This window comes from Streptomyces sp. RP5T, assembly GCF_003933965.1.
Classification (GTDB): domain Bacteria; phylum Actinomycetota; class Actinomycetes; order Streptomycetales; family Streptomycetaceae; genus Streptomyces.
This window is the reverse complement of the sequence record NZ_RSAJ01000406.1, coordinates 1-7,815: the sequence shown is the minus strand read 5'-3', so window position 1 is coordinate 7,815 and position 7,815 is coordinate 1. Positions and strand designations below refer to the sequence as shown.

The window sequence follows — 7,815 nt, the reverse complement described above, 5'->3', positions numbered from 1 at the left end:
CCCGAGCCCACCCGCGCACCGCCTTCCGCTCCCCCGAGCACTCCCCTTGCCAACGATCAAGGAAGGGTACTCCGGGAGCGGTCGGCGGTGCAGCCGGATGGACAGGGTCAATCTCAACTACCGAATTCCCAGTGGCCGTTCTGCCCGGCGAGCTCGGCCGGAGTGAGCGGATTCATAGCCGTGACGTCCCTGGGGGCGATGGAGAATCCCTGCCAGTGGACCGGCATCGGCTGCTGGTCCTCGTCACGGGCGATGTGGTGGAAGCCCACGTTCATCCAGACCACCGGGTGGGTCAGGCTCTGGCCGTTGACCCACTTGTCGACGGACTTGCCCGCTCCGGCAGCGCAGTTGCCGGTGTTGTTGCTGGCGAACTGCTCGCACGGGTTGTACTCGGTGAAGTACACGTCGTGCTTGGTGAAGGAACGTCCCGGGTACTTGGTGCTGGGCCCGGGGACGATCTCGTACGAGCGCGGGTGCCAGTCCTTGTTCTTGCCGGCCGCGCTGACCACGCGCCACCAGCGGTAGCTCTTGGCGTCGCCCGCGAGTTCCTTGGTGACCGGCGTGCGGGTGGTCTTGACGGTCGCGGTCTGCTGGCCCTGGGCGGCCGCGGTGACCGTCGAGTCGTACTGCTCGACCCGGTTCTTGGAGGAACCGTCGAGGGCGAAGTCCAGGCGCCAGAAGGCGTTGTGGCTGTGGCTGGTGGCCTGGGCGCGGGGGCCCTTGCCGATCGGCCAGCCGCGGCCGTCGCCGGCGTCGTAGTCCTCGAAGGAGAGGCTGCCGGTCGCGCCGAGGTTCATGGTGATGGTGCCGTCGTCCTGGAAGCGCCACTCGGTCATGTACTCGTACCAGCCGACCTGGTTGACCGAGTAGACGAGCAGGTCCTTGCCCTGGGCCTGGTAGACCTTGTTCGCGCTGTCGCCCTGCATGCGGTACGCGTGGCCGCGGGAGCGGGTCGTGGTGCACAGGCCGTTGACGTCGGCGCGGTCCGGGTCCCAGGAGTCCGGGACCTTGACCTTCTTGATGGTGCCGCCGGGGCACTCGCCCGGGTCCAGGTTCATCAGGCCCTGCGCGAAGCCGAAGCCCGTCAGGTCGTCGTACTCGACGCTGCCGTCGTCGTAGGGGACGTGGATCTGGCCGAGCCGGGCGCTGTTGAGGACCTTGATCGGCGCGGCCTCGCCCTTGGGCTGGTAGGAGATGTCCTCCAGGACCATTCCGGCCTTGCTGTCGTAGCGCCAGCACATCCGCCAGGTGGTACCGCTGGCGAGCTTCTGCTCGATCTTGTAGGCGCTGCTGCACTCCGCCGCGGCCGCTGCGGCGGCCCCGGGCTGGGCGGCGGCCGGTCCCGCACCGGTCGTGACACCGGCGGCCAGCGCGGCCACGGACACGCCGAGGGCCGCGTGCCTGCGCACGCGGCTGATTCTGTTGACACGCATGTGGAAATGACTCCCTTGCGGAAGGAGCAGGTGGGAAAAGTGGACGGAGAAAGACGGATCAGCCGGCGAGCTTGGCGACCTTGCGGGCGCTCAGATCGATCACGAAGGCCCTGGCGTCGATCCAGGGGCCGTTCTTCACCTTCGGGAACAGCCGCACGCAGCGGTGCTCACCGCACTTGTCGAGCACGGCGGGCTGCCCGCCCGGGACGGCCCGGTACACGGCGCCGGTGAGCAGCAGCTGGTTCGGGTCGGTGAGCTCCTTGTCGGTGGCGTCCTTGTAGTCGGCCTTCAGGTCCGCGCCGAGCGGGTCGGCGATCAGCAGGCTCGCGGCCTCGGCGTACTCGGCGCTGCTCAGCGGCGGCTGGACGCCGTGCTGGCTGCCCGTCGCGACGACCTTTCCGCTGTCGAGGTCGACGGTCCTGGTGACGAGGGTGTCGTCCCGGTAGTCGTAGAACGTCACGTTCGCGCGCCGGGGCGCGTTCGGGTCGTCCAGTTCGCCGGCCTTCGGGTCGGCGAGGTCCACGGTGAGGCGCTCGGGGCCGCGCTCGCCCTCGACGTCCTCCCCGGCGTTCATCATCTGCGGGTTCACGGCGATCTTCTCGACCCGCGCGATCTCGTCGTCGGTGAGCGGGTCGCGACCCTTGCCCTTCTCACCCTCGGCGGCCGGCGCCTGCTCGACGACACCGGGCGCGACGGCCCCGTCGGCGCCCTGCCCCGCCTGCGCCGCGGCCTGTCCGGAGGCCGTCCTGCCGCCCGCGTTGTCGTCCGCCCCCGCGGTGCCCGGCAGGGTGATCCCGACCATCACGGCGGTCCCGGCCACCGCGACGGCCGCACCTGCCACCACCTTCCCGAGGTGGCGGTGCACTATCTTGCGCACATCTTCCCCCTACTCCCCGGGCATGGTCCGGGAGTATGTGTCTGCCCCATTGGTTCGGCACAGGGGACCCTGTGATCGCCCTGTGCTCCGGTCGATCGGTAAGAGGGACGTAAGTCATAGGTGGTTCCATCACTTTCGGGGACACTCGGGACCAAGGGACCCCACGCGGCGCGGGACAGCTGAAAGAGTCGTTTCATGCAGGTCTGGCCTGGAGAGGCGTATCCACTCGGTGCCACGTACGACGGCGCCGGAACCAACTTCGCGGTCTTCACGGAGGCCGCGAACCGAGTAGAGCTGTGTCTGTTGCACGACGACGGCTCGGAAACGGCGGTGGAACTGCGCGAGAGCGACGCGTTCGTCCGGCACGCGTATCTGCCCGGCGTCATGCCCGGACAGCGCTACGGCTTCCGTGCGCACGGCCCGTACGCTCCCGAACGCGGACTGCGCTGCAACTCGTCGAAGCTGCTGCTCGACCCGTACGCGCGCGCGATCAGCGGCTCGATCCGCTGGGGCGAGGAGGTGTACGGCTACCACTTCGACTCACCCGACAAGCGCAACGACCTGGACTCGGCGCCGCACACCATGACGTCGGTCGTGGTCAACCCCTACTTCGACTGGGGCGACGACCGGCGGCCACGGATCGGGTACCACGAGACGGTGATCTACGAGGCGCACGTCAAGGGCCTCACCATGCGCCACCCGGGGCTGCCCGACGAGCTCCGGGGCACCTACGCCGCGCTCGCGCACCCCGCGATCATCGAGCACCTGGTGGAGCTCGGCGTGACCACCCTGGAGCTGATGCCGGTCCACCAGTTCGTCAACGACCACCGCCTGGTCGACATGGGCCTGAACAATTACTGGGGCTACAACACGATCGGTTTCTTCGCCCCGCACAACGCGTACGCCTCCTGGGGCGACCGCGGCCAGCAGGTCCTGGAGTTCAAGTCGGCGGTCCGGGCGCTGCACGAGGCCGGGATCGAGGTCATCCTGGACGTCGTCTACAACCACACCGCCGAGGGCAACCACCTGGGCCCGACGCTGTCCTTCAAGGGCCTCGACAACCCGCAGTACTACCGCCTGACCGACGACCAGCGGTACTACATGGACACCACGGGCACCGGGAACTCCCTGCTGATGCGGTCCCCGCACGTGCTCCAGCTGATCATGGACTCGCTGCGGTACTGGGTCACCGAGATGCACGTCGACGGCTTCCGCTTCGACCTCGCCGCCACCCTGGCCCGGCAGTTCCACGAGGTGGACCGGCTGTCGTCGTTCTTCGACCTGGTCCAGCAGGACCCGGTGGTCTCCCAGGTGAAGCTGATCGCCGAGCCGTGGGACGTCGGCGAGGGCGGCTACCAGGTGGGCAATTTCCCGCCGCTGTGGACCGAGTGGAACGGCAAGTACCGCGACACCGTGCGGGACCTGTGGCGGGGCGAGCCGCGGGCGCTGGCGGAGTTCGCGTCCCGGCTGACCGGTTCCTCCGACCTCTATCAGGACGACGGCCGGCGCCCGCTGGCCTCGATCAACTTCGTCACCTGTCACGACGGCTTCACCCTGCACGACCTCGTCTCGTACAACGACAAGCACAACGAGGCCAACGGCGAGGACAACCGCGACGGCGAGAGCCACAACCGGTCCTGGAACTGCGGGACCGAGGGCGAGACCGACGACCCCGCGGTAAGGGAGCTGCGCGCCCGGCAGATGCGCAACTTCATCGCCACGCTGATGCTGTCCCAGGGCGTGCCGATGATCAGTCACGGCGACGAGGTCGCGCGCACCCAGGGCGGCAACAACAACGCCTACTGCCAGGACAGCGAGCTGGCCTGGGTGCAGTGGCCGGAGGAGCTGGGCGAGGGGGCCGCCGGGCTCGGGGCCGAGCTGCTGGCCTTCACGCGCGCGATGGTGTGGCTGCGCAAGGACCACCCGGTCTTCAGGCGCCGCCGCTTCTTCCACGGGCGACCCGTGGAGGGCACCCACGACGAGCTGTCGGACATCGCCTGGTTCACCCCGGAGGGCAAGGAGATGACCCAGCGCGACTGGGACCGTGCGCAGGCCTCCGCGCTGACGGTCTTCCTCAACGGCAACGCCATCTCCGAGCCCGGCACCCGCGGGGAAAGGATCACCGACGACTCGTTCCTGCTCATGTTCAACGCCTCGCCCACGCCGCTGGACTTCGTGGTGCCGGTCAATCACGGCCGGCAGTGGGAGGTCGTCGTCGACACCGGCCGCCCGGAGGGGGTGCCGCCGGGGACGGGCCCGGTGCCGTCGTCGGTCACCGACACCCGCAGGGCGCCCGGTTCGTCGTACAGGCCGATGCGTACGGCGGGGGCGGGGCCCGCGTGCCGGACCGCGTTGGTGAGCGCCTCCTGGACGATCCGGTAGGCGGCGGCGCCGACGGCGGGCGGCGGGTCGGTGCGGATGCGCAGGTCCTGTTCGACGCGGGCACCCGCGAGCCGTGCCGCCGCGACGAGGTCGGGCAGTCCGTCGAGGCCGGGCAGCGGGCCGCGGGTGTCCTGCGGGCCGTGTTCGCGCAGCACCTCCAGGGTCGTGCGGAGTTCGCCGCGTGCGGTGCGGCAGGTCTCGGCGATGTCGTCGAGGGCTTTCGCGACCGTCTCCCGGTCCAGCCGCTCGGGGTCGGCGGCCAGGACGTGGGCGGCGACGGAGGTCTGCACACCGATGAGGGTGATGCTGTGGGCGAGCAGGTCGTGCAGGTCGCGGGCGATGCGCAGGCGTTCCTCGGCGACCCGGCGGCGGGCCTCCTCCTCGCGGGTGCGTTCGGCGCGGACGGCGCGTTCGACGATGGAGGCGACGTACTGGCGGTAGTAGCGGACGTCGATGCCGCAGAAGAGGACGGCGATGATCCAGCCGGAGGTCTGCAGCAGTTCGAGGGCCCGGTGGGCGTTGATGGTGAGCATCACGGTCATCGAGACACTCAGCACGACGGCGCCCGTCAGGACCGTCCGCAGGGGGCGGCCGGTGACGGCGACCGTGTAGAGGGCGACGTAGGCGACGAGGGTGGGGGCCGCGTGGTTGTTGTCGACGGCGTGGTACGGCGCGATCAGCGCCGTTGTCGCGGCCAGTACGAGCAGCGGGCGGCGGCGGCGCCACACGAGCGGCACGTGGGCGGCGACCAGCAGCGTCCAGCCGAGGGCGTCCGGGCGGCGGCCGTCGTCGATGAACAGGCCGGCGCAGACGGCCGCCGCCGCCAGCACGACGGCGAGCAGCGCGTCGTTGCGGGTGCCGTGCGGGGCGGTCCGCGGGTCGCGGTTGACCGCCGCCATGATCCGCTCGCCGAGCCGGGGTCTCGTGGTGTCGTGCACGGTGTCATCCTCGGGGCGCGGGGCGCCCTTCCGGAAGGGAAGGACGCCCGGGAACGACCTCGTCACACCGATTCCGGCTGGCGCGCGGCCGGTACGGGCGGCTCGGGCGCCCGGGACAGCGCCCCCGGCCACCACACCGTGCGGCGCAGCGCCACGGCCGCGCTGGTGACCAGGTAGGTCCGCACGAGGAAGGTGTCGAGCAGCACGCCCACCGCGATCACGAAGCCGAGTTCGACGAGCTGGACCATGGGCATGTTGGTGAGCACCGCGAAGGTGGCCGCGAGGACGAGCCCGGCGGAGGCGATGACCCCGCCGGTGGTCCGCAGCGCGGTGAGGGCGGCGGTGACCGGTTCGGCTCCGGCGAGGGACTCCTCGCGCATGCGGTGCATCAGGAAGATGCCGTAGTCGACGCCGAGGGCGACCAGGAACACGAAGGACAGCAGCCCGAGCCCGGGATCGGTGCCCTCGAACCCGAACACCGGCCCGAAGACCAGGCCGCCGATCCCGAGGGCGGCGGCCCACACGGCGACCACGGCGGCCACGAGGAGCAGCGGCGCGACCAGGGACCGCAGCAGGGCGACGAGGATGAGCAGCACGGAGAGGAGGACGATGGGCACGACGATCATCCGGTCGCGGCTGTTGGTGTCCTTCAGGTCGAGCTGCTCGGCGCTGGGCCCGCCGACGTAGGAACCGTCGAGCCCGGCGCGCAGGGCCTTGATGGTCGCGGTCTCCCCGGCGGACTCGGGGGCGTCCTTCGCGGTGACGGAGATCTCGGTCCAGCCGTCCCCGGTACGGCCCTTGCGGGCGCTGTCGACGCCGTCGGTGCCGCGGACGGCGGCGAGGGTGGCGTCGGCGCGGCCGGCCGGGGTGATGACGGTGACGGGCTGGGTGCCTCGCTCCGGGTAGGCCGCGGCGAGCGTCCTCATGGCGGCGACCGCGTCCGGCCTGCTGGTGAAGGAGTCCTCCTGCTTGAGGCTGCCGGGCAGGTTGAGCGCGCCCAGCGCGAGCGCGCCGAGGAGCACGGCTCCGCCCGCGAGGACGGTGAGCGGGCGCCGCCCGGCCGAGCTGCCCATGGCGGCGAACAGGGACCGGCGGACCTTGGGGGTGCTGCCGTAGCGGGGCACGAGGGGCCAGAACACCCGGCGGCCGAGCAGGACGAGGACCGCGGGCAGCAGCGTCAGCATCGCGACGAGTGCGACCAGCACTCCGACCGTGCCCAGCGGGCCCATTCCGCGGCTGCTGTTGAGGTCGGCGGCGAGCAGGCAGAGCAGTCCCGCGGCCACGGTCCCGGAGGAGGCGAGCACGGCGGGCCCGCAGCCCTTCAGCGCGGCCGCCATGGCGTCGTAGGGCCGCTCGACGCGCCGCAGCTCCTCCCGGTACCGGGAGACGAGCAGCAGGGCGTAGTCGGTCCCGGCGCCGAACACCAGGATCGTCATGATGCCGCCGCTCTGACCGGTGACGGAGGTCCCGAAGCCCTGGTTGAGCCCGTAGGCCACGGCCCGGGCCAGGAACTCCGACATGCCCGCGACCCCGAGCGGCACCAGCCACAGCAGCGGGCTGCGGTAGATGACGATCAGCAGCAGGGCGACGACCCCGGCGGTGGTGTAGAGCAGCGGCCCGCCGAGCGAGTCGTAGACCTCGCCGGCGTCGGTGGCGAGGGCCCCCTCCCCGCCGACGTCGACGCCGAGCCCGCCCTCGCCGCGGGCGACGTCCCGCACGTCGTTGACGAGCCGGTCCCGGGCCTTCTCGTCGGTGCCGGGCCCGGTGCTGGCGATCGGGTACATCACGGTGGTCCCGTCCGCGGACGGGACGCCCCGCGGTGCGGCGGTCAGCGTGTGCTCGTGAGCGATCCGCCCCATCTGCTCGGCGGCGGTCGCCCGGTCGGCGGCCGTCAGCCCGCCGTCCCGGTGGTACACGACGACCATCTGCGTGGCCTCGCCCCCGGGCAGCCGTTCCTGGATCCTCGCGACCTGCGTCGAGTCCGCGCTCGCCGGCAGATAGTCCACGGCCCGGTCCCGCTGCACGTCCTCGAGCTTGGACGCGAACGGCGACACGGCCGCCAGCAGGACGATCCACAACCCCAGCACCAGCCAGGGCACGGCCCGCCCTCGCCGTGCGCTCATCTTTGCGGCCCTCATCGACGGGCCTCCCTCCGGTTCGGACGTCTGGGTCGGTTCCAGACTTC

General features: G+C 71.2%; 4 protein-coding genes and 1 pseudogene. 1 reads left to right on the top strand and 4 read right to left on the bottom strand.

The window, feature by feature from the left end:
* Positions 1–113: 113 nt before the first annotated feature.
* Both EHS43_RS31465 and EHS43_RS31460 read right to left on the bottom strand, forming a co-directional pair.
* Positions 114–1,433: a copper amine oxidase gene (locus tag EHS43_RS31465; protein ID WP_125194086.1), complete on the bottom strand. Its 1,320-nt coding sequence runs from the start codon at positions 1,431–1,433 to the stop codon at positions 114–116.
* A gap of 58 nt (positions 1,434–1,491) precedes the next feature.
* A complete protein-coding gene (locus tag EHS43_RS31460) occupies positions 1,492–2,310 on the bottom strand; it encodes a Tat pathway signal sequence domain protein (RefSeq protein ID WP_125194085.1) in 819 nt (272 codons plus the stop codon).
* Between the two features lie 195 nt (positions 2,311–2,505).
* Between EHS43_RS31460 and glgX the strand changes: the two genes are divergently transcribed.
* Positions 2,506–4,692 carry a glycogen debranching protein GlgX gene (gene glgX, locus EHS43_RS31455; RefSeq protein ID WP_312023453.1) on the top strand — a complete coding sequence of 729 codons (2,187 nt, stop codon included), beginning with the start codon at positions 2,506–2,508 and terminating at the stop codon, positions 4,690–4,692.
* On the opposite strand, the pseudogene EHS43_RS49025 reads toward glgX, so the two are convergent.
* Both EHS43_RS49025 and EHS43_RS31445 read right to left on the bottom strand, forming a co-directional pair.
* A pseudogene (locus EHS43_RS49025) lies at positions 4,617–5,225 on the bottom strand (sensor histidine kinase); the annotation flags it as partial. The gene glgX and the pseudogene EHS43_RS49025 sit on opposite strands and share 76 nt — an antisense overlap.
* A 467-nt stretch (positions 5,226–5,692) precedes the next feature.
* Positions 5,693–7,768, bottom strand: a complete 2,076-nt coding sequence (locus EHS43_RS31445) for an MMPL family transporter (protein WP_125194084.1) — start codon at positions 7,766–7,768, stop codon at positions 5,693–5,695.
* Positions 7,769–7,815: the final 47 nt, after the last annotated feature.

What these genes read in the sequence shown, in the direction of transcription:
- glgX (WP_312023453.1), top strand. Translation starts at nt 2,506, where the DNA reads ATGCAGGTCTGGCCTGGAGAGGCGTATCCACTCGGTGCCACGTACGAC.
- EHS43_RS31465 (WP_125194086.1), bottom strand. Translation starts at nt 1,433, where the DNA reads ATGCGTGTCAACAGAATCAGCCGCGTGCGCAGGCACGCGGCCCTCGGC.
- EHS43_RS31445 (WP_125194084.1), bottom strand. Translation starts at nt 7,768, where the DNA reads ATGAGGGCCGCAAAGATGAGCGCACGGCGAGGGCGGGCCGTGCCCTGG.